The sequence below is a fragment of the Streptomyces sp. RB17 genome, from assembly GCF_009604455.1.
In the GTDB taxonomy this organism is placed as follows: Bacteria; Actinomycetota; Actinomycetes; order Streptomycetales; family Streptomycetaceae; genus Streptomyces.
Window position 1 is genome coordinate 527,170 of sequence record NZ_WEGL01000005.1, and the last position, 23,599, is coordinate 550,768.

21 protein-coding genes and 2 pseudogenes are annotated in these 23,599 nt (G+C 71.2%); 21 read left to right on the forward strand and 2 right to left on the reverse strand.

The window, feature by feature from the left end; all coding sequences use genetic code 11:
* Positions 1 to 596 precede the first annotated feature (596 nt).
* From SRB17_RS24150 to SRB17_RS24235, 18 genes and pseudogenes are all read left to right on the forward strand, one after another.
* A pseudogene (locus SRB17_RS24150) lies at positions 597 to 1,838 on the forward strand (OmpL47-type beta-barrel domain-containing protein); the annotation flags it as partial.
* A 243-nt stretch (positions 1,839 to 2,081) separates the two neighbouring features.
* A complete protein-coding gene (locus SRB17_RS24155; protein ID WP_153542091.1) occupies positions 2,082 to 3,263 on the forward strand; it encodes an ROK family protein in 1,182 nt (393 codons plus the stop codon).
* 93 nt (positions 3,264 to 3,356) lie between these two features.
* Positions 3,357 to 4,613: a Gfo/Idh/MocA family protein gene (locus SRB17_RS24160; RefSeq protein ID WP_153542093.1), complete on the forward strand. Its 1,257-nt coding sequence runs from the start codon at positions 3,357 to 3,359 to the stop codon at positions 4,611 to 4,613.
* A 719-nt stretch (positions 4,614 to 5,332) separates the two neighbouring features.
* On the forward strand, positions 5,333 to 6,844 hold the full coding sequence (locus SRB17_RS24165; RefSeq protein ID WP_228396212.1) for a sugar ABC transporter ATP-binding protein: 1,512 nt from the start codon (positions 5,333 to 5,335) through the stop codon (positions 6,842 to 6,844).
* Positions 6,841 to 7,902 (forward strand): ABC transporter permease, encoded by a 1,062-nt coding sequence (locus SRB17_RS24170; RefSeq protein ID WP_416237081.1) that lies wholly within the window; start codon positions 6,841 to 6,843, stop codon positions 7,900 to 7,902. The genes SRB17_RS24165 and SRB17_RS24170 overlap by 4 nt, the downstream gene beginning before the upstream one ends.
* A 135-nt stretch (positions 7,903 to 8,037) precedes the next feature.
* Complete coding sequence (locus SRB17_RS24175; RefSeq protein WP_153542095.1) at positions 8,038 to 9,102, forward strand: substrate-binding domain-containing protein; 1,065 nt, start codon at positions 8,038 to 8,040, stop codon at positions 9,100 to 9,102.
* Positions 9,103 to 9,143: 41 nt separating this feature from the next.
* Positions 9,144 to 9,947 (forward strand): ThuA domain-containing protein, encoded by an 804-nt coding sequence (locus SRB17_RS24180; protein WP_228396213.1) that lies wholly within the window; start codon positions 9,144 to 9,146, stop codon positions 9,945 to 9,947.
* A gap of 102 nt (positions 9,948 to 10,049) precedes the next feature.
* A complete protein-coding gene (locus SRB17_RS24185) occupies positions 10,050 to 10,760 on the forward strand; it encodes a hypothetical protein (protein ID WP_153542097.1) in 711 nt (236 codons plus the stop codon).
* 74 nt (positions 10,761 to 10,834) lie between these two features.
* Positions 10,835 to 12,001: an inositol-3-phosphate synthase gene (locus SRB17_RS24190; protein ID WP_153542099.1), complete on the forward strand. Its 1,167-nt coding sequence runs from the start codon at positions 10,835 to 10,837 to the stop codon at positions 11,999 to 12,001.
* A gap of 149 nt (positions 12,002 to 12,150) precedes the next feature.
* On the forward strand, positions 12,151 to 13,011 hold the full coding sequence (locus SRB17_RS24195) for an SCO3242 family prenyltransferase (RefSeq protein ID WP_153542101.1): 861 nt from the start codon (positions 12,151 to 12,153) through the stop codon (positions 13,009 to 13,011).
* On the forward strand, positions 13,008 to 13,907 hold the full coding sequence (locus SRB17_RS24200; protein WP_153542103.1) for a sugar phosphate isomerase/epimerase family protein: 900 nt from the start codon (positions 13,008 to 13,010) through the stop codon (positions 13,905 to 13,907). Before SRB17_RS24195 ends, SRB17_RS24200 begins: the two co-directional genes overlap by 4 nt.
* Positions 13,904 to 14,596: an EboA domain-containing protein gene (locus SRB17_RS24205; RefSeq protein ID WP_194294112.1), complete on the forward strand. Its 693-nt coding sequence runs from the start codon at positions 13,904 to 13,906 to the stop codon at positions 14,594 to 14,596. The genes SRB17_RS24200 and SRB17_RS24205 overlap by 4 nt, the downstream gene beginning before the upstream one ends.
* Positions 14,596 to 15,462: a TatD family hydrolase gene (locus SRB17_RS24210; protein WP_153542105.1), complete on the forward strand. Its 867-nt coding sequence runs from the start codon at positions 14,596 to 14,598 to the stop codon at positions 15,460 to 15,462. The genes SRB17_RS24205 and SRB17_RS24210 overlap by 1 nt, the downstream gene beginning before the upstream one ends.
* Before the next feature lie 2 nt (positions 15,463 to 15,464).
* Positions 15,465 to 16,631, forward strand: coding sequence for a metabolite traffic protein EboE (eboE, locus tag SRB17_RS24215; protein WP_323376167.1), 1,167 nt, complete (start codon positions 15,465 to 15,467; stop codon positions 16,629 to 16,631).
* On the forward strand, positions 16,628 to 18,025 hold the full coding sequence (locus tag SRB17_RS24220) for a nucleotide pyrophosphatase/phosphodiesterase family protein (RefSeq protein ID WP_323376168.1): 1,398 nt from the start codon (positions 16,628 to 16,630) through the stop codon (positions 18,023 to 18,025). The genes eboE and SRB17_RS24220 overlap by 4 nt, the downstream gene beginning before the upstream one ends.
* A 55-nt stretch (positions 18,026 to 18,080) precedes the next feature.
* Positions 18,081 to 19,088, forward strand: a complete 1,008-nt coding sequence (locus tag SRB17_RS24225; RefSeq protein ID WP_153542107.1) for a sugar phosphate isomerase/epimerase family protein — start codon at positions 18,081 to 18,083, stop codon at positions 19,086 to 19,088.
* Positions 19,089 to 19,292: 204 nt separating this feature from the next.
* Positions 19,293 to 20,090 (forward strand): transglutaminase domain-containing protein, encoded by a 798-nt coding sequence (locus SRB17_RS24230; protein ID WP_323376169.1) that lies wholly within the window; start codon positions 19,293 to 19,295, stop codon positions 20,088 to 20,090.
* Between the two features lie 12 nt (positions 20,091 to 20,102).
* Positions 20,103 to 20,192 (forward strand): annotated as a pseudogene (locus tag SRB17_RS24235) (IS5/IS1182 family transposase); the annotation flags it as partial.
* A 49-nt stretch (positions 20,193 to 20,241) separates the two neighbouring features.
* Here the strand turns inward: SRB17_RS24235 and SRB17_RS24240 are convergent.
* The gene (locus SRB17_RS24240) at positions 20,242 to 20,712 is read right to left on the reverse strand and encodes a MarR family winged helix-turn-helix transcriptional regulator (protein WP_228396214.1); all 471 of its coding nucleotides are present in this window, start codon (positions 20,710 to 20,712) and stop codon (positions 20,242 to 20,244) included.
* Between the two features lie 213 nt (positions 20,713 to 20,925).
* Here SRB17_RS24240 and SRB17_RS24245 point away from each other — a divergent pair, with 213 nt between their 5' ends.
* The 3 genes from SRB17_RS24245 (at position 20,926) to SRB17_RS24255 (ending at position 22,644) form a co-directional block, all read left to right on the forward strand.
* Positions 20,926 to 21,318 (forward strand): nuclear transport factor 2 family protein, encoded by a 393-nt coding sequence (locus SRB17_RS24245; protein ID WP_194294113.1) that lies wholly within the window; start codon positions 20,926 to 20,928, stop codon positions 21,316 to 21,318.
* 50 nt (positions 21,319 to 21,368) lie between these two features.
* The gene (locus SRB17_RS24250; RefSeq protein ID WP_153542113.1) at positions 21,369 to 21,797 is read left to right on the forward strand and encodes a nitroreductase/quinone reductase family protein; all 429 of its coding nucleotides are present in this window, start codon (positions 21,369 to 21,371) and stop codon (positions 21,795 to 21,797) included.
* An 88-nt stretch (positions 21,798 to 21,885) separates the two neighbouring features.
* Positions 21,886 to 22,644 (forward strand): SDR family NAD(P)-dependent oxidoreductase, encoded by a 759-nt coding sequence (locus tag SRB17_RS24255; protein WP_153542115.1) that lies wholly within the window; start codon positions 21,886 to 21,888, stop codon positions 22,642 to 22,644.
* A gap of 366 nt (positions 22,645 to 23,010) precedes the next feature.
* Here the strand turns inward: SRB17_RS24255 and SRB17_RS24260 are convergent, their stop codons facing one another.
* Positions 23,011 to 23,442 carry a type II toxin-antitoxin system Phd/YefM family antitoxin gene (locus SRB17_RS24260; RefSeq protein ID WP_153542117.1) on the reverse strand — a complete coding sequence of 144 codons (432 nt, stop codon included), beginning with the start codon at positions 23,440 to 23,442 and terminating at the stop codon, positions 23,011 to 23,013.
* Positions 23,443 to 23,599 lie beyond the last annotated feature (157 nt).

Genomic DNA, 23,599 nt, shown 5'->3' on the forward strand with positions numbered 1-23,599 from the left:
CCGGCGGCTGCGGCGGTACGGCCGAGACCGGCTCGGCAAGGCGAGGCGAACTGCGCCTCGGAACGGCCTCACCGTAACGGCGCTTCTCCAGTTTTTCCAGACTCAGGTCAAAGTTGGTCGAGTTGTGGTCATAGACCTTGGCGAGTCGTCAAAAGGCGGCTAGCTTCCCAGCATTGGCGCCATCCGAGAGAGCTGGGTGAGCCCCGCTCGACGGGCCCGTGGCAGCGCCGATCCGGCACGGGGCGGAGCGGACGCCGCCTGTCCGTTCGTGTGACCGCGGCCGGTCGCCGTCGTCACGCCCCGGTGTTCAACCGCAACCGACTCACCGTGCCGCTGAGTTCAGGGCGCCGGTCAGGTGACGGACCGTGCGCCGTCGCCGCCAGGGACCGAGCTCCGCGCGGCATCCGGCCGGACGGGCCACGACGTGGTCGTCCCGGCGGCTGGTCGTCCACCCGGCGGGACCGCCGATCCGCGCGCGGTACCGCAACAAGCGATTCGCGAAAGGTGCAGCGGTGTTCAGAAGACTGCTCCATGCCCAGACGGATCCTCCCCCCTCCAGATCCGCGCCACGGGGCCGGTTCAGCTCCCACCCGGCGTTGGTGGCGCTGGTGGCCCTGGTGCTCACGGCGTTCTCGTTGGCCGCGCCCGCCGCGTACGCGGCGATGAGCCGCGACGCCGCCGCGGCGCCGGCCCAGGTGCTCACCTGGACGGCCGGGGACGGCTACATGGGCTATACGTCCGCCCCCACCACCGCGGTGGCCGGCCCGACGACGATCGTGTTCGAGAACAGCGCGGCCACCGGCAACACGACGGGGATGCCGCACACGCTGACGTTCGACACCTCCAACCCCGACTACAACACCGACGTCAGCCTCAACATCCAGGCGAGCCCGTCCGACTCCGCCGGCGGCCGTCACACGGCAGAGGTCACCCTGACCCCTGGCGTCTACCACTACTACTGCGCGATGCCGGGTCACATGATGTCGGGCGAACTGACCGTCACCGCGGCCCCCGGGAACGACACCACCGCCCCGGACACATCAGCCACCGTCTCGGGGACGAAGGACGCCTCCGGTAATTATGTTTCCAGTGCGACGGTGACGGTGTCGGCTTCGGATGCGGAGTCGGGTGTGGCCACGGTGGAGTACTCGCTGGACGACGGGGCCTACAGGGATTACGGCGCGCCGGTGCAGGTGAGTGGTGTGGGTCAGCACACGGTGGCGTATCGGGCGACGGACAAGGCGGGTAACACGTCGGCGGTGAAGTCGGTGTCGTTCACGGTGGTTGCGGCTCCGCCCGCGGACACCACTCCGCCGGAGGTGTCGGCCTCCGTCTCGGGGACGAAGGACGCCTCCGGGAACTACGTCGGCGGCGCGACGGTGACGGTGACGGCCTCGGACTCGGGGTCGGGCGTGGCCACGACCGAGTACTCCCTGGACGGCGGCCCCTACCTGTCGTACTCCGCGCCGGTGGCGGTGAACAGAGCGGGTAGCCACACATTCCTGTACCGGGCCACCGACAAGGCCGGCAACACGTCCACGGCCAAGTCGCTGACCCTGACCGTCGTCGACAGCAAGCCGCCCACCGACTGCCCGGAGACGGACGACCGTTCGACGGTGTTCGTCGGCACGGTGAACACGGGCATCCCGAACCGCGTCACGGCGAACGGCTGCACGATCAACGAGCTGATCGAGGACCACCGGACCTGGGCGAGCCACGGCGAGTTCGTCTCGTACGTCGGGGACCTCGTCGCTGACCTCCGGCACGAGGGCGTCGTCGACCAGCGGGAGGCGGGCGACATCAAGAAGGCCGCCGGCCGTTCCGACGTCGGCAAGCCGCACACCGCGCACACGGAACGGTGAGCCGAGCCTGATGGGGTGGCTCCGGCCGACCGCCGCGCACCCCATCAGGCCGCTCGGCTCAAGCAAGCTTTGTCCACTGCGAGATGAAAGTGCATCGGAATGCTGCACAAGTTCTTTCACGGCCAGCAGGACGGTGCTACGGTTTTTTTGAAAGTCGCGCCCCAAAGTGCCGGGCGTGCATACGACTTCGGCGACGACGGGAGGGGCGGCGTGAGGCGTATGACGGCTCGACCGGCCAATGTCCATCAGGCCGGGCTGCTCCGCCTGCTGCGCGACCTCGGTCCGCAGTCCCGGGTCGCCCTGGGTGACCGGGTCGAGCTGTCGCGCTCCAAGCTCGCGGTGGAGATCGACCGGCTGCTCGAGACCGGCCTCGTCGTCCAGGACGGTCTCGCCGCTTCCCGCGGCGGTCGACGCTCGCACAACGTACGGATCGCGCCCTCCCTGCGGTTCCTCGGCGTGGACATCGGCGCCACCTCGGTGGATGTCGCGGTCACCAACGCGGAACTGGAGGTCCTCGGCCATCTGGCCGAGCCCCTGGACGTGCGTGACGGCCCGGTCGCCGTGTTCGAGCGGGTGCTCGCCCTGGCCGCCAAGCTGCGCGAGGCCGGGCTGGCGGAGCACTTCGACGGCGCCGGGATCGGCGTACCGGGACCCGTCCGGTTCCCCGAGGGCGTCCCTGTCGCACCGCCGATCATGCCCGGCTGGGACGGCTTCCCGGTCCGCGAGGCACTGAGCCAGGAGCTCGGCTGCCCTGTCCTCGTCGACAACGACGTGAACCTGATGGCGCTGGGCGAGCAGCAGGCCGGTGTCGCCAGATCCGTACGTGACTTCCTGTGGGTCAAGGTCGGGACCGGCATCGGCTGCGGCATCGTGGTGCGCGGCGAGGTCCACCGCGGTGTCACCGGCAGCGCCGGCGACATCGGGCACATCCAGGTGGATCCGGAAGGGCCGCCGTGCGCCTGCGGCAACTTCGGTTGTCTGGAGGCGTACTTCGGCGGCAACGCCTTGACGCGCGACGCGACCGCGATCGCCGAGGCGGGCCGCTCGGTGGAGTTGGCCGGGCGGCTCGAGGCGACAGGACGGCTGACCCCCGAGGACGTGTCGGCAGCCGCCGGCGCCGGGGACGCCGCCGCCCTCGAACTGATCCGCACGGGCGGAAGCCGCATCGGTCAGGTCATCGCGGGCCTGGTCAGCTTTTTCAACCCCGGCCTGGTGGTCATCGGGGGAGGGCTCACCGGGCTGGGACACACCCTCCTGGCCAGCATCCGTACCCAGGTCTACCGGCAGTCCCTGCCGCTCGCGACCGGCAATCTGCCCATCGTTCTCGGCGAGCTCGGCCAGGCCGCCGGCGTCATCGGCGCCACCCGGCTGATCAGCGACCACATCTTCTCACCGGCCTGACGCGCCCCCGCGCGGCCGGAATCCGTAATCCGTTCCCCGCGAACGGACGCCTTCCCGCGTCCGTTACCCGCGCCCACAATCATTGGAGCGCCTATGGACAGTCAGCACGGCTCGCCCGCGATCGGGGTGGGCATGATCGGATACGCCTTCATGGGCCGCGCGCACTCGCATGCCTGGCGTACCGCCGCCTGCGCCTTCGATCTGCCCATGCGCCCGGTCATGGCCGCCCTCGCCGGACGCGAGCAAGCAGCCCTGGAAGAGGCGGCCCGTCGTCAGGCATGGGCCGCGACCGAGACCGACTGGCGGGCCCTGATCGCCCGCCCCGACGTTCAGTTGGTGGACATCTGCACTCCCGGCTCCAGCCACGCCGAGATCGCGATCGCGGCGTTGGAGGCCGGTAAGCACGTGTTGTGCGAGAAGCCGCTCGCCAACACCGTCGAGGAGGCGGAGGCGATGGCCGCCGCCGCGACCGCGGCATCAGGGCGCGGAGTGCGCTCCATGGTCGGTTTCAGCTATCGGCGCACACCGGCGCTCGCCCTCGCCCGCCGACTGATCGCCGAGGGCCGCCTCGGCGCCCTGCGGCACGTGCGGGCACAGTACCTGCAGGACTGGATCGTCAATCCGGAGTTCCCGCTCGTCTGGCGGCTGCAGCGGGAGCACGCCGGGTCCGGCGCGCTGGGCGACATCGGCGCCCACATCGTCGACCTCGCCCAGTTCCTCGTCGGAGAGCCGCTGTCCGGAGTCTCCGCCCTGACCGAGACGTTCGTCCGCGAAAGGCCGCTGCCCACGGCATCGTCAGGGCTCGCGGCCGTCGCCGACGGGGCCGCGCGGCGCGGCCCCGTGACGGTGGACGACGCCGCGCTGTTCACCGGCCGGTTTCCCGGAGGCGCCGTCGCGTCCTTCGAGGCCACGCGGTTCGCCGCCGGCCGGAAGAACGCCCTGCGCGTCGAGATCAACGGCGACCGGGGCAGCCTCGCCTTCGACCTGGAGCGCCTCAACGAACTGGAGTTCCACGACCACACCGAGCCGGCCGCGACGGCAGGCTTCCGCCGGATCCTGGTCACCGAACCCGACCATCCCTATCTCGAGGGGTGGTGGCCGCCGGGGCACGGACTCGGCTACGACCACACCTTCGTTCACCAGGTGCGCGACCTGATGTACGCCATCGTCGAGGGCCGGGACCCCGAGCCGTCGTTCGCCGACGGACTCCAGGTGCAGCGGGTGCTGGCAGCGGTGGAGCACAGCGCCGCGCACGGCAGCGTCTGGACGCCCGTTGCGCATCCGGGAGGTGAGCAGGGCAGCCCGCCGATGCCGTCCGGCACCGGCGACCCCGTCGCGGTCGCTCCCTGACCGCACAGGAAAGGAGGATTTCTGGGAAACTCCTGACGCGAATCCCGCAATGGCACAACTTTCATCGCGCCGGTCGACAAGGCCGGATGTGACGCACCGGGGTCAATCGCCGTACGGCAGGCGCCGGTAAGACAGGCGTCGGAAAAGCTGGGGCAGATTCCGACCGTGTTCCGGGAATTCGCGCCTGTCTTGGTGTGTGAGGTCCGCACACCCGTCATGTGACCTCCTCTCACCGCCGGTCCTCAAGGACAACGAGCAGGCGAGGAGTGGTGCTTGGCCGCCCGCCGTACCGCGGACAGGTACGAAGTCCGCGGCGTCCGACCGCGCGTCGATGTCGAATGCCCAAAAGTGTTACACCTGTTGCCGCATCCGGCCACGATGAGTCCGATCGGTTCGCGGCCCCTTTTCAAACCGCGCCCCGAGAACTACCTTCCTCTCAGCCCGCCGGGCGACAAGGGCGGCCCGTTCCGAAAACCGGGACGCACACTCGGAGCCAAAGGGAAACACCCCGACCTGGACCACCGAAGTCACCCAAAAGGAAATCGTCAAGGATCCACGACGGGCCCCGGCCCGGACCCCGGATCACCTGCTGTCCACGACACGTCGGGCCCCTCACGAGCCTCCTCACCGAGGCCGTCCGCGAGGGCAAGGTGACCAGAAGCCGACGAACCGCCACAGGCCCGGTGCGGGCCGGCGGACACCGCATCAGAGGGAGACCCATGAGTGCCCCGCTGCTCGAGATGCAAGGCGTCGTCAAGGAGTTCCCCGGCGTCCGGGCCCTCGACGGTGTCGACCTCGACGTGGCCGCCGGAGAAGTGCACTGCCTGCTGGGCCAGAACGGCGCCGGCAAATCGACACTCATCAAGGTCCTCGCCGGCGCCCACCAGCCCGACGAGGGACACATCGCCTGGGAGGGCCAACCCGTGACCCTCCCGACCCCGACGGCCGCCATGCGCCACGGGATCGCCACCATCTACCAGGAACTCGACCTGGCCGACGGCCTGTCGGTGGCGGAGAACATCTACCTGGGACACGAGCAGTCCCGACTGGGGTTCACCCGGCGCTCGCGCATGCACGACGCCGCCCGGCAACTCCTGCGCAGACTCGGGCATCCGGAGATCCCCGTCACGCGTGAGGTGGGCGAGCTGTCGGCGGCCGGCAAGCAGCTCGTGTCCATGGCACGCGCCCTCTCGCACGACGCTCGGCTGATCATCATGGACGAGCCGTCCGCCGTCCTCGCCCATGACGAGGTGGACAACCTCTTCCGCATCATCGGTGACCTCACCGCCGCCGGCGTGGCGGTCGTCTACATCTCGCATCGGATGGAGGAGATCCGCCGGATCGGGGACCGCGTCACCGTCCTCAAGGACGGCCGCACGGTCGCCCGGGGGCTGCCCGCGCGCACCACCCCCACCTCCGAGCTGGTCTCGCTGATGACCGGCCGCACCGTCGAGTACGTCTTCCCGCCCAGGCCCGAAAGCCCCGGCCCGGACGAGCGGCCGGTGCTCCTGGAGGTCGAACACCTCAGCCGCCCGGGGGAGTTCCACGACGTCTCCTTCACCGTCCGGGCCGGCGAGATCGTCGGTCTTGCGGGCCTGGTCGGCTCCGGCCGCTCGGAGATCCTCGAAACGGTCTACGGAGCCCGTCGACCGGCCGCCGGGCGCATCAGCGTGGCGGGATCCGCCCTGCGGCCCGGCAGCGTCACCGCGGCCGTCCGGGCGGGCCTCGGGCTCGCCCCGGAGGAACGCAAGAGTCAGGCGCTGTTCCTGCAGTCCTCCATCGCCCACAACGTGTCCATGTCCTCGCTGCGACGGTTCGCCCGCGCCGGGTTCCTCGACTCCCGCAGCGAGTTGGTCGCGACGACGGAAGCGGTCCGCAGCCTCGACCTGCGGCCCCCCGACCCGACCCGGCCGGTGCGCACCCTCTCCGGCGGCAATCAGCAGAAGGCCGTCGTCGCCCGCTGGTTGCTCAAGGACATCCGGCTGCTCCTGCTGGACGAGCCCACCCGCGGCGTGGACGTCGGAGCGCGGGCGGAGCTCTACACGCTCATCCGGCGGCTCGCGGACTCGGGAGTCGGTGTGCTCCTCGTCTCCAGCGAGGTGCCCGAGGTCCTCGGCCTCGCCGACCGCGTCCTCGTGATGCGCGAAGGGCGGGTGGTCCGTGCGGCCCGCGCCCTGGACCTCGACGAATCGAAAGTGCTCGACCTCGTCATGGAAGGGAGCTCCGCGTGAGCCAGCAGACCAGTCCCCCCGGCGGGAGCGGTCCGCTGCCCGCCACCGGCCAGGGATCACCGGCCGGATCAGTCCGGCAGACCGGCACATCACCCGGGAAGGGCGGCAGACCCTCCTTCCTCGGGCACATGGGCAGGGTGCGCAACCTGGGCCTGTTCGTCGTCCTCGTCCTGCTCTGCGTCATCGGCGCGCTGACCTCGGACAACTTCGCGACCAGCCAGAACGCCCTGGTCATCCTCACCAGCGCGGCCGTCATCGGGGTCATCACGATCGGTCAGACCTTCATCATCATCGGCGGGGGCATCGATCTGTCCGTGGGCGCGATCGTGGCACTCGCATCCGTGTGGTGCACCACCGTGGCCACGCAGTCCTACGGACTCGGCGGCATGGTCTTCTGCGCGCTCGCCGTGGGCGCGGTCGTCGGCCTCGTCAACGGCCTGATCATCGCGTACGGCAACATCGTGGCGTTCATCACCACGATCGCCATGATGGCGAGCGCCCGCGGACTGGCCGAGCGGATCTCCGACCGGCAGTCCCAGGTGGTGACGGTCGACTCGTTCAACTCCATCGCCTCCACCAAATGGCTCGGCATTCCGCTGCTGGTCTACATCCTGGCGGTGGCCGTGCTCGCGGGCTGGGTGCTGCTCAACCGCACCACCTTCGGCCGGCGGACGTTCGCCATCGGCGGCAACCAGGAGGCCGCACGCCTCGCCGGGCTCGACGTGCGCCGTCACACCGTGGTGCTGTACGTCCTGTCGGGACTGTGCTGCGGCATCGCCGCCATCATGCTGACCGCGCGGACCACCTCAGGAGCCAGCAACCTCGGCGACCTGTACGAACTGGACTCGATCGCCGCGGTGATCATCGGCGGAACCCTGCTGACCGGCGGCCGGGGCTCGCTCGTCGGATCGATCCTGGGCGTCCTCGTGTTCACCACGATCACCAACATCTTCGTGCTGAACAACCTCACGACCGACATCCAGCAGATCGCCAAGGGCCTGATCATCGTCGCCGCCGTGCTGGTCCAGCGACGCGGCCGCAGAACCGCCACCCCGTAGCAGCGGCGCGGACGGCGGCTCCAACCCCGCTGTCGCCGCCCGCGCCGCCCCCAGGCCCAGCCGCGCGGCACGTCCGCATCGACCACGGCAGGCACAACCCACGCAGCACCCCGGTGACTGGAAGGACTCAGCGAGATGGACAAGCGCGGACTCGGCGGACTGGACCGCAGAAGGCTCCTCTTCAGCGGCGCGGTACTCGGCGGCGGAGCGCTCGTCGCCGGCTGCACCAGCAACAAGAGCGACGCCTCCACCGACGACGTCAAGGCGGCGACCAAGGCCGGCACCGACAACGACAAGCCGGGCAAGACCGTGTCGATCGGGTTCTCGGCCCCGGCCGCCGACCACGGCTGGATGGCGGCCATCACCAAGAACGCCATGGCGCAGGCGAAGCAGTACTCCGACGTGCACTTCGAGGCCGTCGAGGGCACCAACGACGTCAACGCGCAGATCAGCCAGGTCCAGACGCTGATCGGCAAGAAGGTCGACGCCCTGGTGATCCTGCCCTTCGACGGCAAGGCGCTGACCGCCGTGGCCCAGCAGGCGATGGACGCGGGCATCCCCGTGATCAACCTCGACCGTGTCTTCGACTCACCCCTGGCCTATCGGGCCTGGGTCGGCGGCGACAACTTCGGCATGGGTCTCAACGCCGGCCTCTACATCGGCAAGGCCCTCAAGGCCAAGGGTGTCTCCTCGCCCGTGATCGGCGAGATAGCCGGGATCGACAACCTCGAACTCACCAAGCAGCGCAGCGCCGGATTCAAGCAGGGCCTGGCCAAGTACGGCTTCCACGTGGGCATCCGGCAGGCCGCCAACTTCACCGCGGACTCCGGCCAGCAGGTGATGAGCAACGTACTGCAGGCACGCTCGCACCTCGACGCGGTGTGGAACCACGACGACGACCAGGGCATCGGAGTCGAGGCAGCCATCAAACAGGCCGGCCGAAGCGAGTTCTTCATGGTCGGCGGCGCCGGCTCCCAGCACGCCATGCAGGAGATCAAGGCCGACAGCTCCGTGCTCAAGGCCACGGTTGTCTACCCGTCGAACATGTCCGCCTCCGCCGTCAAGCTCGCCCGGCTCATCGCCCAGCACAAGGGCATGAGCGACCTCGTCGGGCAGGACCTGCCGTCCTCGCTGACCCTGTTCTCCGCCACTGTGACGAAGGAGAACGTCGACCAGTACCTTCCCGGCGCCTTCAGCTGACCCGGCACCCACCGTCCCCGCAACCAGGCCACGAAAGGTTGATGATGTCCCGCAGAGGTATCGTCGCGCTGTTCTCGGCAGCCGCCCTGGCCCTGCCGCTCGCCGCCATGAGCGCCACCACCGCACACGCCGCGACACCGGCGTTCAAGGTCCTGGTGTTCTCCAAGACCACCGGCTACCGGCACGCCTCCATCCCCGACGGCATCGCGGCGATCGAGAAGCTCGGCCAGGACAACGGCTTCGCGGTCGACGCGACCGAGGACGCCACCCGGTTCAACGACGCCGACCTGGCCAAGTACCAGACGGTCGTCTTCCTCTCCACCACGGGCGACCCCTTGGACCAGCAGTCCGAGAAGGACGCCTTCCAGCGCTACATCGAGCACGGCGGCGGCTACGTCGGCATCCACGCCGCCGCCGACTCCGGCTACACCTGGGCCTGGTACGGCGGCCTGGTCGGCGCGTACTTCAGGGACCACCCGGCGATCCAGCAGGCGACGGTGAACGTCGCGGGCCAGGGCACCGCGGCCACCAGGGACCTGCCGAACCGCTGGACCCGCACCGACGAGTGGTACAACTACCGCTCCAACCCCCGCCCCGACGTGCGCGTTCTGGCCACCTTGGACGAGAGGACGTACGACCCGGTCGGCTACTCCGGCGGCTCGATGGGCGCGGACCACCCCATCTCCTGGTGCCACCCGTACGACGGCGGCCGCTCCTTCTACACCGGCATGGGCCACACCTCGGAGAGCTACACCGAGCCGCAGTTCCTGTCGCACATTCTCGGCGGCATCGAGATGACCGCGGGCGCGGCGAAGTTCAACTGCGATCCGGACAGCACCGGCTGACCGGCCCTGGCGCACCCCGGCGTGCCCGCCGTCCCGGCGGGCACGCCGGGCACGCGGTCCCGCCCGCCCGCACGTCGGCACAGCACAGCGAAAGGACCCACCTTGCCGTCGTCAACGACCGCGCGCCGCCGCACGGCACCGGCGAACCCGGACGCCGCCCGCGGATCCTTCCGTCGCGGGCTGCTCGCCGGCGCCGGGGTCGTCCTGGGACTCGTCCTCCTGGCAGGCCTGGTGGCAGTCCTGGTGACGGCGGCGCGCACGGCCTCCACCGATCCCACCCGGCGGCTCGCCGACCGTATCCGAGCGCAGGACGCCGCCCGCAACACCCAGCAGGCCAAGGCGCTCACCGCACAGGCGAGGGACCTCGCCACGCGACTGGCGCCGGTGCTCCGGCAGATGGAGGCGGCCATGCCGCACGAAGGCCGCACTGCCCAGCCCGCGGGGGCCGCGGAGGCCGGCCGGTGGAAGGAGATGACGTCCACAGCCGTCGCGGCCCTCGCCCATCCCCCGTCCGGCGACACCGGCTACAACGTGGCCCGTTCCAGCTTCGCCGCAGCCGTTCGCGCGCTCGACAGCGCCGTGGACTCCTACCGGCTGGCACTCGGGGCGCCTCCCTCACTGGCGAAGCGGCTCACCGCCGCGGCGGCCTCGCAGAGGGACCAGGGTGTCGACGTCTGGTCGATCGGGGCCACCGAACTCGACGTGGTCGACCTCGACGCCGGGCTGGGCCACCAGCACGTTTTCCTGCAGGTGACCCCCGACGGCCAGGCCCTGACCCCGGACGACCAGCCGGAGGGGAGCGGCAGCAGGTGACCGGGAGGGGTGACATCGACAGCGAGGAACGAGGCGGCCGGGCGCGACCGCGGTCGGCCGACGGAGGTGACGATATGTCAGATCAACGCAGTCGCACGGGCATATGGCTGGCCGGCGCGCGCGGTTCGGTGGCCACCACGGTCATCGCCGGCACGGCCGCTCTACGAGCGGGGCTGGCCGGGCCGACCGGGTGCGTCACCGAACAGCCGGGGTTCCCCGACGCCGGCCTGCCCGCCGTGTCCGACCTGGTCTTCGGGGGGCACGACGTGGCCTGCACGCCGCTGCCGAAGCGGGCCGAGCAGTTGGTCGCGGCCGGCGTGCTGCCCCACGGACTGCCCGCTGCCGTCCACGACGACCTCGCCACCGCCGACGCCGAGATACGCCCGGCCTCCCTGCCGGACGGCGGCATGAGCCAACTGGACGCCGTCGAAGCGATACGGGCCGACATCGAAGCCTTCCGCGAGCGGCACGGCCTCGCACGGGTGGTCGTCGTCAACGTGTCCTCGACCGAACCGGTCCTCACGCCGCACCCGGCGCACACCTCGGCCGCGGCCCTGCGCGCCGCACTCGCCGCCGGCGAGGACGTGCTGCCGCCCAGCTCCCAGTACGCCCTGGCCGCGATCACGTCCGGGTGCGCCCATGTGGACTTCACGCCGTCCACCGGCATGCGGATCCCGGCACTGCGGGAACTGGCCGAGGAAGCCGGACCGCCGTACGCCGGGAACGACGGCAAGACGGGGGAGACCCTGCTCAAGGCGACCCTCGGGCCGATGTTCGCCGCCCGGGGCCTGCGGGTGCGGACCTGGTCCGGCACCAACCTGCTCGGCGGCGGCGACGGCGAGACCCTCGCCGATCCGGCCGCGCTGGCCAGCAAGGCGGCCTCCAAACAGCGGGTGCTCGCCGAGACGTTGGGGCACCCCGTCGAGGGCGAGGTCCACATCGACTACGTGCCCTCCCTCGGCGACTGGAAGACCGCCTGGGACCACGTGACCTTCGAGGGATTCCTGGGCGTGCGCATGAATCTCCAGTTCACCTGGGCGGGTTGCGACTCGGCACTGGCCGCGCCCCTGGTGCTCGACCTCGCCCGGCTGGCGGCCCGGGCCCACGAGCGGGGAATCTCCGGTCCCCTCGGCGAGCTGGGCTTCTTCTTCAAGGACCCCGTCGGCACCGCCGAGCACGCCGTGATGACCCAGTACGAGACGCTGCGGGCGTTCGCTGCCCGGCTCGGGGGCGAGCGGTGATCCGCCCGTCCGTGCTCCGGTCCGGCCCCGGCCCGGTCCGGCGGGGAAGCGGGGACGCGGGGTCGGGCGACGGCCCGGCCGGGCTCGCGCATCCCGGATCCGCGGCCTCCGCGTCCGCTTCGCCGTCCTCGCCCCCACGTCTGCGTGACATGGCCGAACTGGTGCGCGCCCCGGCCGCGTTCACCGTGCCGGGGGACGTCCTGGCCGGAGCGGCCGCCGCGGGCCGTCGCCCCGATCCGGCCGTGGCCGGTCTGGCCGCCTCCTCGGTCTGCCTGTACTGGGCCGGGATGGCGCTCAACGACTGGGCCGACCGCGACCTCGACGCGGTCGAACGCCCCGAACGACCGATCCCCTCCGGCCGCGTGGCCGCACCCGTCGCCCTGGGCACCGCCGTGGCCCTGACCGCGGCCGCCCTCGGCCTGGCCGTTGTCGCCGAAGGCCGTCGCGCGCTGACGGTCGCCGTGCCGCTCGCGGCGACCGTCTGGGGCTACGACCTGTGGGCCAAATCCCGTCCGGCGGGCCCCGTGGTGATGGCGGCCGCCCGCGGACTCGACGTCCTGCTCGGTGCCGGCCCGGGCCGGCTGCGGCCCGCCCTCCCGGCGGCCGCCACCGTCGCCGGGCACACCCTCGCCGTCACCGCGCTCAGCCGCACCGAGGTCACGGGCGCGGAACCATGGCTGCCCGGGGTGACACTCGCCGCCACCGGCGCCGTCGCGGCCGCGACGGCGCTGCGCGCCCGCCCGCCCAGGCACGGCTCGGGCCGCCGGCACCGACTGGCCGTTGCGGGCGGACTCGCCGTCTACGGCGCGACGGCCGGCCGGGCCCAGGCGCACGCCGTCGCCGATCCTTCGCCGGAAAAGGTCCGCAGGGCCGTCGGCATCGGGATCCTCGGCCTGATCCCGCTGCAGGCCGCGCTCACCGCAGGCACGGGCGCGGTGCGTTCCGCACTTCCGCTCGCCGCGGCCTTTCCGCTGGCCCGAGCCCTCTCCAGGCGGGTGTCCCCGACATGACCCGACCACGCGACCGCGACACCGCGACCGCCGGAACCGTCCTGCGCTACGGGTTCGGCACCAACGGCTTCGCCAACCACCGACTCGAGGACGCGCTCACCGTCATCGCCGACCTGGGCTACGACGGCGTGGCGCTCACCCTCGACCACCACCATCTCGATCCCTTCGCACCCGGCCTGGCCGCGCGTACGGCGGCCCTCGCCCGGCGGCTGGACGGTCTCGGGCTCGGCGTGGTGATCGAGACCGGAGCACGCTACCTGCTCGACCCCTGGCACAAGCACGAGCCCACCCTGATCGCGGCCGAAGGACGCGAACGCAGGGTGGATTTCCTGCGCCGGGCGGTGGCCGTCGGCGCCGACCTCGGCGCGCAGGCCGTCTCCTTCTGGGCCGGCGTCCGGCCCGCGCGCCTCGACCCGCGCACGGCCTGGGACCGGCTGGTCGCCGGATGCGCCGAGGTCGTCGAGGCCGCGGACAAGGCCGGCGTCCTCCTGGGCTTCGAACCCGAACCGGGCATGCTCGTGGAGACCGTCGACGAGTACACCAGGCTGGCCGCGGCGCTCGGTGACCCGGCCACGTTCGGCCTGACCCTCGACATCGGCCACTGCCGCTGCCTGGAGCCGTACCCGGTACCCGAGTGCGTGCGCCGGGCCGGCAACCGGCTGGTGAACGTGCAGATCGACGACATGCGCCGGGGCACCCACGAGCACCTGGAGTTCGGCAGCGGCGAGATCGACTTCCCGCCCGTGCTCAGTGCCCTCGACGAGGTCGGCTACCGCGGGCTGGTCGCCGTCGAACTGCCCCGGCACAGCCATGACGCCCCGGGGGTGGCCCGTCGCTCCCTGGACTTCCTGCGGTCGTGCGACCCCGCGGTCCGTCGCGAGGAGGAGATGGCATGACACCCGACCACCTCAGAACCGCCTTGACCGACCGGATGACCCAGGAGGGCTGGAGGTGGCTCGACGGTGCGTGCGCCTCGGTGGCCGCCGACCCCGCGCTCGTAGGCGGCCTGTTCCCGCTGGCCGGACGCCGCTGCGGACGGGTTCGGCTGGACCCCGGCGACCCCTACGGCTGGACGGTGGACGACGCGGCCCGCTGCCTCCTGCTGGCCGCGCTGCCGTTGACCGGCACCTCGTTGCTGGAGCGGATCGGAGCGCTCTACCGCACCGGCGACGCGGCCGAACGCCGCGCCGTGCTGCGCGCCCTGCCACTGCTGCCCGTCGGCGAGGGCGCACTGCCCCTGGTGCGCGACGCCCTGCGCACCAACGACACACGGCTGATCGCGGCGGCCCTCGGCGACTACGCGACCGACCACTTGGACGCGGACACCTACCGCCAGGGCGTACTCAAGTGCGTCTTCACGGGCATCCCGCTGAGCGCGCTGCCGGGCCTGTCCGGACGGGCGGACGTCCAGCTGGCCCGCATGATGGCCGCGTACGCCCATGAGCGGACCGCCGCGGGGCGCGACGTGCCCGCCGACATCGGGCCGGTCCTCGCGCTCTTCCCGGACGTGACGGTGCCCGGCCACGGGGACCTGGAACACGTCCCCACCGCGACCACCGACCGCACCGGCCCCCGGGAGGCGTGATGCGCATCTTCGACCCGCACATCCACATGACCTCGCGCACCACCGACGACTACGAGGCGATGCACGCGGCCGGTGTGCGCGCCCTGGTGGAGCCCGCGTTCTGGCTCGGCCAGCCGCGCACCTCCGTCGGCAGTTTCCTGGACTACTTCGACTCCCTCATCGGGTGGGAGCCGTTCCGCGCCGCCCAGTTCGGCATCCGCCACCACTGCACCATCGCCCTCAACCCCAAGGAGGCCAACGACCCGCGCTGCACGGAGGTGCTCCAGCACCTCCCGCGCTATCTGCTCAAGGACGGCGTGGTCGCCGTCGGGGAGATCGGCTACGACTCGATGACGCCCGAAGAGGACGAGGCGTTCGCCGCCCAGCTGCAGCTCGCGGTCACCCACGACCTGCCGGCTCTCGTCCACACCCCGCACCGCGACAAGGCCGCGGGCGTCGAGCGCACCCTGGCCGTCGTGAGGGAGTCCGCAATCGGCCCGGAGCGCGTCGTCGTCGACCACCTCAACGAGGTGACGGTACGTCAGGTCATCGACTCGGGCTGCTGGATGGGTTTCTCCATCTACCCCGACACCAAGATGGACGAGCGTCGCATGGTCGCGGTGCTGCGCGAGTTCGGCACCGAACGGATCCTCGTCAACTCGGCCGCGGACTGGGGGAGGAGCGATCCCCTCAAGACCCGGAAGACCGGGGACGCCATGCTCGCCGCCGGCTTCTGCGACGACGATGTGGACCAGGTCCTGTGGCGCAACCCCGTCGCTTTCTACGGCCAGAGCGGCAAGCTGGAGCCGGCCGATTCCGGCGCGCCGGGTGCCGACGCCACCTACGAGGGCAACTCCGTGCTGCGCGGCGCCCGGGCGGAGGTGTAGCCGTGCGTCTGCTCCACCCCGACGGCACCGTCGTCCACCTCGCGTACTGCACCAACGTCCACCCCGCCGAGGACCTCGACGGGGTGCTCGCCCAACTGGCCCGGCACGCCGAGCCGGTGCGCGAGCGGCTGGGTGTGCCCGTCCTCGGCCTCGGCCTGTGGCTGGCCCGCGACGCCGCGGCGGCCCTCGCCGCGGACGAGGGCGCGGTCGGCGAGCTCCGCCGGGAGCTGACCGCTCGCGGTCTGGAGGTCGTCACCCTCAACGGCTTTCCCTACCGCGGCTTCCACGACCCCGTCGTCAAGCACGCCGTCTACCGGCCGGACTGGACCACACCCGACCGGCTGCACTACACCCTCGACCTCGCCCGCGTGCTCGCGGTCCTGCTGCCCGACGACGCCGCGTACGGCAGCGTCTCCACCGTGCCGCTGGCCTGGCGGACCCCGTGGACGGACCGGCAGGCGGAGGAGGCCGCCCGTTCCCTCGATTCACTGGCGCACGGTCTGGCCGTCCTCGCCGACGCCACGGGCCGCACGATCAAGGTCGGCCTGGAACCCGAACCGGGCTGCGTCGTCGAGACCACCGCGCAGGCGGCTCGCCACCTCGCCCGCGTGGACACCGGCCACATCGGCATCTGCCTGGACGCCTGCCATCTGGCGGTCGGCTTCGAGGAGCCGGCCGCCGCACTCGCCCGCCTGGACAGGACCGGACTCCAGGTCGTCAAGACCCAGGCGTCCTGCGCCCTGCAGGCCGACGACCCGTCCGACCCCGCGACGCGAGCGGCACTTGCCGCCTTCGCCGAGCCGCGCTTCCTGCACCAGGTCCGCGAGCGAGGCACCCCGCCCCGGGCCGTGGACGACCTGGACGCCGCCCTGGCCGGCGGGCTGCCGGGCCGCGATCCCTGGCGCGTCCACTTCCACGTGCCGCTGCACGCCGACCCGGAGCCCCCGTTGACCACGACCCGCCCTCAACTGGAGGCGACCCTCGCCGCCCTGCTCGGCGGAGACACCGCCCGCACCGCACACGTGGAGGCCGAGACCTACACCTGGGGGGTGCTCCCCGAAGCCGGCCGCCCGCAGGGCCCCGAGTCCCTCGCCGACGGCATCGCCGCCGAACTGGCCTTCACCCGCGACCACCTGATCTCGCTCGGCCTGAAGGAGGTCGCCCCGTGAACCCTGCCCCCCTGCTCATCCTCGACGTGGTGGGCCTCACCCCCCGGCTGCTCGCCCACATGCCCCGGCTGCGCGCCCTGGGCGAGGCGGGCTTCACCGCACGCCTCGACACCGCGTTCCCCGCCGTCACCTGTACCGTGCAGTCCACCCTGCTCACCGGGCAGCCCGCCACCGGCCACGGCATCGTCAGCAACGGCTGGTACTTCCGCGAACTCGGCGAGGTGCTGCTCTGGCGGCAGCACAACGCGCTCGTCGGCGGGGAGAAGGTGTGGGACGCGGCACGGCGCTCCCACCCCGGCTACCGCGTCGCCAACGTCTGCTGGTGGTACGCCATGGGCGCCGACGTCGACCTCACCGTCACCCCGCGCCCCATCTACTACTCCGACGGCCGCAAGGAGCCCGACTGCTACACCTACCCCCCGCAGCTGCACGACGAACTGACCGCCAAGTTCGGCACGTTCCCGCTGTTCACCTACTGGGGTCCGACCGCCTCCCTCACCTCCTCCCGGTGGATCGTCGACGCGGCCCGGCACATCGTCGCCACCCACGCCCCCGACCTCACCCTCGTCTACGTCCCCCACCTCGACTACGACCTGCAGCGCTACGGCCCCGACGATCCCCGCGCCGCCGCCGCGGCCGCCGACGTCGACCGGGTCCTCGCCCCGCTGCTCGACGACGCCGCCGCGCGCTCGGTCACCGTGGTCGCCCTCTCCGAGTACGGCATCACCAACGTCACCAGGGCGGTGGACATCAACCGCGTGCTGCGCCGGGCCGGGCTGCTGCACGTCCACACCCAGGACGGCATGGAATACCTCGACCCGTGGACATCGGCCGCCTTCGCCGTCGCCGATCACCAGGTCGCCCACGTCCACGTCGCCGACCCCGCCGACACCGAGCGCGTCCGCGACCTGCTGGCCGGCACCGACGGCGTGGCCGAGGTGCTCACCGAGGCCGGCAAGAAGGCGTACGGCATCGACCACCCGCGCGCCGGCGACCTGGTCGCCATCGCCGAGCCCGACGCGTGGTTCACGTACTACTACTGGCTCGACGACGACCGCGCCCCGGACTTCGCCCGCCTGGTGGAGATCCACCGCAAGCCGGGCTACGACCCGGCCGAGCTGTTCATGGACCCCAAGGACCCCACGGTCAAACTGCGCGCCGCCGCCGCGCTCGCCCGCAAAAAGCTCGGCATGCGCTACCGCATGAGCGTCGTCCCCCTCGACCCGTCCCCGGTACGCGGCAGCCACGGCCGCCTGCCCGACCAGCCCGACGACGGCCCCGTACTGCTGTGCTCCCGGCCCGGCGAGGCGCGTGACCACTACGACGCCACCGAGGTGAAGGACCTGCTGCTGCGCCTGGCCGGGCTCACGCCGAGCGCATCCCCGACCCCCTGACCGCCCCGCGACCGCCTCGACCGACGAACCGAGTGACGAACCACCGGAGGAACCGATGCCACGCCCGATCACCCTGTTCACCGGCCAGTGGGCCGACATGCCGTTCGAGGAGGTGTGCCGGCTGGCGGCCCAGTGGGGATACGACGGCTTGGAGATCGCCTGCTGGGGCGACCACTTCGAGGTCGACAAGGCCCTGGCCGACGACGACTACATCCCGCGCCGCCGCGCCCTGCTGGAGAAGTACAACCTGCGCTGCTGGACGCTCTCCTGCCACCTGACGGGCCAGGCCGTGTGCGACCACCCCATCGACGAGCGCCACAAAGGAATCCTCCCCGCCCGTATCTGGGGCGACGGCGAGCCGGAGGGTGTCCGGCAGCGCGCCGCGCAGGAGGTCAAGGACACCGCGCGCGCCGCCGCCGCATTCGGGGTGAAGACCGTCGTCGGCTTCACCGGCTCCTCGATCTGGCACACGGTGGCCATGTTCCCGCCGGTTCCGCCCCAGATGATCGAGCGCGGCTACGCGGACTTCGCCGAGCGGTGGAACCCCATCCTCGACGTCTTCGACGAGGTCGGCGTGCGGTTCGCCCACGAGGTCCACCCCTCGGAGATCGCCTACGACTACTGGACGACGGTGCGCACCCTGGAGGCGATCGGCCACCGGGAGGCGTTCGGGCTCAACTTCGATCCGTCACACTTCGTCTGGCAGGACCTGGACCCGGTCGGCTTCCTGTGGGACTTCAGGGACCGCATCTATCACGTGGACTGCAAGGAGTCGGTCAAGCGGTTCAACGGGCGCAACGGCCGCCTCGGTTCCCATCTGCCGTGGGCGGACCCGCGCCGTGGCTGGGACTTCGTCTCCACCGGGCACGGGGACGTGCCCTGGGAGGCGTGCTTCCGGATGCTCAACTCGATCGGGTACGACGGACCCATCTCGGTGGAGTGGGAGGACGCCGGTATGGACCGGCTGGTCGGCGCCCCGGACGCCCTGCAGTTCATCCGCAAGCTCGTCGCGATCGAGCCGCCGGCCCAGTCCTTCGACTCGGCCTTCTCCTCAGGCGACTGACGACTTCAGGACCGACACCTCACCGCCGTGGTCGGCCGGCGCCCGGCAGGGCCACCGGCCGACCACGGCGCGTTGCGGCCCTGCAGGTTGTGGCTGCGTGGGTCGCGGACGGTCCACTGGTTCACATCACAGTTGAACGCGTTCAAATTACCTGTCACGATAGGTCGTGCCGCCCGGAGAGTGCTGGACGAGAGGAGCACGGTCGTGACGAGCTCACTTCTCATGCCGCGAGGCCGTGTCCGCGTGCGCATGACCGACGGGGGAACCGTCACAGGGAGCACGGCACCCACGCAGATTCTCGACTGGCAGCATCCGAACGTTTCCGCGTTGCTCCGCCGGATCGGCATCCCGGCGGACTCGGGGGCCGCTTCGAGTCCCGCCCACCGGACAGCGGCACTGCGCCAGGCTCATCGATGGATTGCCGCAGTTGTGCGGCCGGTGTATTCGATTCAGGACGAGCGACCCGTGTCGGACGTGCTTCGGCGCCGCCGCGGCTCATGCAGCCAACGGCTGGCGGTACTGGAATCCGTAGCGCGAGCATCCGGAGTGTCCACGCGGGTGCGTGGGCTGCTGGTGGACGGGACGTTCTGGTATCCGCGCTTCCCACGCTTCCACCGGATCGTCCCGCACCAAGTTGTGCTGGCATGGCCGGAGTTCCGCCTCGACGGACTGTCATCGACCGGACACCGCACCGCGCCCTGGCTGACAGTCTCGGAACTCTTCGGTGATCTCGATGAGTTGAGCGAAGACAGCGGTGGTGGCTTCACCAACGCCGGGGCGGAGACGCTCTTCGAGGCGTTGTCCAGGACGGCGATCGACTGGGACGGCACGACGGTCTGCCCGGCCGCCGGCGCCTCGTGCGATCTCTCGGCCTACGTCCTGGCCGACCTCGGCCACTTCGACTCGCGCGACGAACTTTTCGCCCAGCACGGCCAGACCCTGTGCGGAATGGCGAGACTTCTGGCCGAGCCCATCCTGAGCCGCCGTTCGGCGGGCGCCTAGGTCATTTCCGCACGTCGCCAGGTGGTCCACGGGATCCTGCGGAAGCTGACCACCGGAGCCGCCCGGCGGGACCTGCCGGAACGGCATGGACCTTGGGAGACGGGGAACAGGGCGGCTGCCCTCACCGGTCGATCCCGTCGGTCTTCCCGCCTCACCGGGAATCCGTGCGGCCCGGCCCCGGCGTTGCTGGTCGTTCGGCCAAGCCTGCCCAGGGCGGGGAATCGCCTGCGCCGGCGTCCACGTTGCGCGCGAGGTGCCGCAGCAACTGGTTCAAGCGGTCGCGGTCGGTGTCCGACAGGCCGGCGTTGAGGCGGCGGTCGAAGGCCATCGCGGCCTCCCGCATCCGTACGAAGGCATCCTCGCCCGCCTCGGTCAGTTCGACCACGTGGATCCGTCGGTTTGCCGTATCGCGCCGCCGGGTGATCAGTCCGCGTTTATCCATCGCGTTGAGATGGTGGGTGAGGGTGGCATCCCGCACGCCGACCGCTTCGGCCAGCTCCCGCTGGTTGCCGGGCCGGCCGGTCTTCAGGTTCAGCAAGATCAGCCACACCGGCAGCGACCCGCCGGTCTCCTCCAGGGCGTCGTCGAAGGCCCGGCTGACGGCACGGGCGGTCTGGCTCAACTGGAGGCCGAGGGGGGTGTGGAGCGGTTGCATAGGACGAGTCTATAGCATCGAAGTCTAATCATTTGATATCTAAGGATTAGGCGTCTAGGGTTCGAGGGGAGAGCCGCGACGGCCGCTGCGCCGGTATGAGCCCTGGTGATCGGCGCTCTGCGCCCGGGGCCGCCGCGGGCACCAGCACGCATGACCTTCTGCAACGACGGGAGAAGCGGCATGGCCACTGTCACCGAACAAGTCACCACCTGGGCAAACGCGGAACGCACCGGTGACACGAGCGCCCTCGAGTCCCTGCTCCATCCGGACTTCCTCGCCGTCGGCCCCTACGGGTTCCTGCTGGACCGCGAGCAGTGGCTCCAGCGGTTCAGCGGCGGCCTGCGGTACACCGCCTTCGAGTTCACCCCCGACACCGAGGTCCGGTACATCGGCGGCACCGCCATGGTGATCGGGACCCAGACGCACCGGGGCACCCATGCGCAACGGGCCGTCGACGGCTCCTTCCGCGTCACCCTCGTCTTCACCGGCGACCCGCAGGGGCAGCTCGCCGCCGTCCACCTCAGTCTGCGCACACCGCCCGCGACACCGGACCACGCCACGTCGGCCGCGTAGGCCGCGATCCGCGCGAATTCGCGCGAATTCGCGCGAGAAGGAGAGACCACATGATGTCCACGCGTCAGTACGTGCGTCCGCCCTGGGCGGCGCGCGTCATCGGCTCACGGATGGCGCGGCTGTTCAAGCCCGACGTCGTCAGCCTGCTCTCGGTGCCCGGTCGCACCACCGGCGTCTGGCGCTCCACCGCGGTGGCCGTGCTCACCCACCGAGGCGAGGAGTATCTCCTGGCGGCCTACGGGGACACCGAATGGTCCCGCAACCTGCGTGCCTGCAGGACGGGTCGCCTCACCCGGCGTGGCCGCACCGACCACTTCACGGCCGTCGAGGTCGACCCTGCGGAGTTGCCGGCGCTCGTCGAGGCCTACCTGCGACAGTTCGGGAAACTCCCGACCGTCGACCGCACCTTCCAAGCCCTTCCCGACCCCGCCGACCATCCCGCTTTCCGCATCACCATCACCGGCCACGAGCGGGCGTGACCTCCGGTCACCGGCGCAGCGCACAACGGCCGGAGGCGGCCACACCACTGCGGCGCTCACGCCGGGCGCCATCACTCACGGAGAAACCATGACCAGCCTGCGAGATCAGGTCGCACTCATCACCGGCAGCTCGCGCGGCATCGGCGCGGCCATCGCCGAGCTGTTCGCCCGGCACGGAGCCCGCGTCGTCGTCCACGGACGCGACACGGCGGCCCTCGAAACCGTCCGCGCCCGCATCGCCGCAGCGGGCGGCGACGTGCTGGCCGCCACCGCCGACCTCACCCGGTACGGCGAGATCGAGGCCATGCGTGAGCGCATCGAAGACCGCTTCGGCCCTGTTGAGGTCCTCGTCGCCAACGCCGGAGGAAACACCGTCCGCCCTGGCCCCGTGGAGCTGATCAGCGAACAGGACTGGCGCGCCACCGTGGACGGCAACCTCACCGCCACGTTCCTCACCGTCAAGAGCTTCCTGCCCGGCATGAAGCAGCGCGGCCGCGGCGCCGTCATCACCCTGTCCTCGGCCGCCGCACGGCGGCCCAACGCCGCATCCCCGGCGGCCTACGCCGCCGCCAAGGCCGGTATCGAACTGCTCACCAAGGACCTCGCCGCGCAGGCCGGTCCGCAGGGCGTACGCGTCAACTGCATAGCGCCCGAAACCATCATGACCGAGCGCAACCAGCGGCAGATCCCCGAAGAGATTCAGCAGTCCCTCACCGCGAACCACCCCGTCAGACGTCTGGGCACGCCCGGTGACGTCGCCCACGCCGCGCTCTACCTGGCCGCGGACGATGCCTCGTGGGTCAGCGGCATCGTCCTCGACGTCGCCGGCGGTTCCGTCCTGGTGTAGCCGCATCCGCTGCCCGGTCGGCACCTGCAACGAGCCACCGTGCGGGGGCCGTTGCCGGTCGGTATGAGCAGTTCGCGCCGTGGCAAGGCGGAGTCCGCTCATCCCCGTCGGCCGCACCGACGACAGCCACACGACCCGGTAGGCGTCCGAGTCTGTGGGTCTGCCACGGGCGGCATCCTGACCGTCGATGGAAGGAATCAACGCAGTTGCTCGGGCTCCGTACCTCAGGCACGGTCTCGTGATCACGGCGAGATGGGCCTGCTCCAGCGCTCCGGGGGTCCCTTGATCCGAGGCCGGAGGGCGGGTCCGTCCGCGCGCTCGCCGCCGAGCGTCGCGCATACGACGTCCACCCGATCGGTTCGCCGTTCAGCGCTCGTCGTCAACCGGCGCCTGACGAGCCAGGAATTCGGCGAACGCCGCCGACTGCTTCGGCCCCATGTATCCCTGACGCCCATGCTTCGCCTGTTCGTCCAGCCGTGCCACCGTTTCGGCGTCGCACAACTCGGCCACGACCACCCAGCCCCGCGTGAGCGTCATCCCGCCGTGCGGGTGGCGGTAGCCGATGTGAGGCCCGTACGCCGGCGGCCCCGGAGGGTACTCGTGTGTCGGCTCGGCCTCCGGCTGTGCGCCCTTGTTGCGTCGTGCCGCCCAGTACTCCAGTCCTGCCAGTTCGGCCGCCGCCAGCAGCACTCTTTCCGGCTCGCCGTCCACGGTGAACCGGACGCGCTCGCCGGAACTCTCGACCTCGGCAATCAGGCGCCCCAACTCGGAGGAGCCTTCTATCAGTTCAACGTCCATATCTGCCGACAGTATCCGCACGCGCCGGAGCGGCGACCGTGTGTTGAGCGTGTGGCCGGAGCGCGACACGGACCCACAGCCGCCCGTCGCTTTTGCGATGCCGCAGGCGGTACCGACGTGAGAAAGCCGTCCGTCCGTCATCGAGAACCAGGAAACT